This window comes from Luteimonas salinilitoris (assembly GCF_041300785.1).
In the GTDB taxonomy this organism is placed as follows: Bacteria; Pseudomonadota; Gammaproteobacteria; order Xanthomonadales; family Xanthomonadaceae; genus Luteimonas; species Luteimonas salinilitoris.
Window position 1 is genome coordinate 1 of sequence record NZ_JBFWIB010000046.1, and the last position, 1,889, is coordinate 1,889.

Consider the following 1,889-nt stretch of genomic DNA (forward strand, 5'->3'; position numbering starts at 1 on the left):
TGTTGCCGAACGCCTCGCGCACGCCGGCCACCTTGGCGATCAGCGCATCGATCGCCGCGGTGCCGGCGAGCGGCGCCAGCTCTTCGCTGCCGTTGAACTTGAACGTGTCGTAGCCCTGCTCGGTGAGCGCGCGGATCTGGGCGATCAGCTCGGCCGGCCGGTCGCCGCCGACCCAGCGGTAGGTCTTCATGCGGTCGTGAAAAACGGTTCCAGGTTTACTTCCTGATTAAAAACGGTTCTGATCAAAAACGGTTCGATCAAAAACGGTTCCAGGTTTACTTCCTGATTACCCATGAAGCATAAGGCTCGCGATGCGGGCCTTGCTGTTAGAAGAGTCCGCCTTGCCGGTCGAGTTCGGCGGGGTCGATGCCTGATCGCAGGATGCCGATGACGATGAAGGTCTGTGGATGCGCCTTCATCGTGCCCATGATCGAGAAACGGAACCAGGTGCACTTTCGCGCCAGCGGCCGGAAGGCCTGATTGACAATCTTTGCCAAATATGGGACGGTGGCTACCGGAGGTGCTTTCCCATGACGACCATGAACGTGTCGATCCCCGATGCCATGAAGCTCTGGGTCGAGCAGCAGGCCCGTTCGGGGCACTACGCCAATGCCAGCGATTATGTCCGCCACCTGATCCGGCGCGATCAGGAGCGGATGGCGAAGGTCGCGCACATGCAGGCGCTCGTCGCCGAAGGGATCGCCAGTGGCGCCGGTCGCCGGTCGATGACCGAGTTGAAGAAGGTCGCCCGCAAGCAGGCGGTATCGGTGGGCAAGCGCCGCGCGTGACGGGCTATCGGCTGAGCGGGAAGGCGGAAGAGGATATCGTCGCCATCTTCCTCGAAGGCGCGGAACTGTTCGGGATCCATCAGGCCGAGCGATACCACGATCTGCTCGAGAAGACATTCCGTTTCCTCGCCGACAATCCCGAGGCAGCCCGGGAACGGGCTGAAATCGTTCCGCCCGTGCGCATCCATCCCATTGAGTCCCACCTTGTTGTCTACGTGGTCGACGACCACGGCGACGTGTTCGTTATCCGTGTCCGCCATGGGCGGGAGGATTGGCAGCACGAAGGCTAGGCAGCGTCCGATTCCTCGAAAAAACCCGTCATGCCCGCGTAGGCGGGCATCCATGGACGTTCAACCCCTTGAAAGGCAACGTCCATGGATGACCAGCCCTTCGGGCTGTTGGCGGCTGCTGCCGCGGGTGCCGGGTTCAACCGGGAAGGCGGCGATGGCGCGCCAGCAGGTGCAGGCCGTCGGCCGCCAGCTGTTCGGAATGGCGACGGATTTCAACGCCGAATACGACGAGGGCGTGGCCGTAGGCATCGAGCAGCGCATCGTTGCCGATCAGGTGCACCGGAACGCCGCCTGCTTTCGCCGACGTAGGCGAGAGCGCGCGGACTTCGTGACCGATCAGCAGGCCGGAGAGGTAATCGGGCAGGCGCGCCGCGGACAAGCTGTCGAACAGCACGCGCGCGCGCGCGCCGAACAGATGGTGCAGCAGGCCGCCGGCGGCGGCGCTGTCGTGCATGCCGCGATCGAATGCCTCGGCCTCGGCCGTGCCGATGCCGGCGTGGCCTGCGCCTGCGGGCGCCAGTTCGGCCAGGGTGCCGTGCCGGCGCAGCAGGTCGAACAGCTCGCCGGTCATCGCGGTCGCGATCGAGACGATGCGGCCGTCGTCCGCCTCCACCCATTTGCTGTGGGTGCCGGGCAGGCAGATGACGTGGCGGCCGCGACCGAGCCGCTCGAGCAGCGCCAGCACCTGGGTTTCCTCGCCGCGCATCGCGTCGCCGGCGCCGGTGCGGTCGGCCATGCCGGGCACGAACCAGAGCCGGCGGCCCGGCAATTCGGGGGCATCGCAGGGTTGCAGTGCCGCCGCGAGCTCGCC

3 protein-coding genes and 1 pseudogene are annotated in these 1,889 nt (G+C 65.6%); 2 read left to right on the top strand and 2 right to left on the bottom strand.

The window, feature by feature from the left end; all coding sequences use genetic code 11:
* Positions 1–190: pseudogene (locus AB5T46_RS20315) on the bottom strand (galactonate dehydratase); the annotation flags it as partial.
* Between the two features lie 340 nt (positions 191–530).
* Between AB5T46_RS20315 and AB5T46_RS20320 the strand changes: the two are divergent.
* Complete coding sequence (locus tag AB5T46_RS20320; RefSeq protein WP_370565929.1) at positions 531–788, top strand: type II toxin-antitoxin system ParD family antitoxin; 258 nt, start codon at positions 531–533, stop codon at positions 786–788.
* The gene (locus AB5T46_RS20325; protein ID WP_370565930.1) at positions 785–1,078 is read left to right on the top strand and encodes a type II toxin-antitoxin system RelE/ParE family toxin; all 294 of its coding nucleotides are present in this window, start codon (positions 785–787) and stop codon (positions 1,076–1,078) included. The genes AB5T46_RS20320 and AB5T46_RS20325 overlap by 4 nt, the downstream gene beginning before the upstream one ends.
* Before the next feature lie 136 nt (positions 1,079–1,214).
* On the opposite strand, the gene AB5T46_RS20330 is transcribed toward AB5T46_RS20325, so the two are convergent.
* Positions 1,215–1,889: 2-dehydro-3-deoxygalactonokinase (locus AB5T46_RS20330; RefSeq protein WP_370565931.1), on the bottom strand; the 675-nt coding region annotated here is incomplete at its 5' end.

Coding starts and splice junctions, on each gene's coding strand:
- AB5T46_RS20320 (WP_370565929.1), top strand. CDS start 531: ATGACGACCATGAACGTGTCGATCCCCGATGCCATGAAGCTCTGGGTC.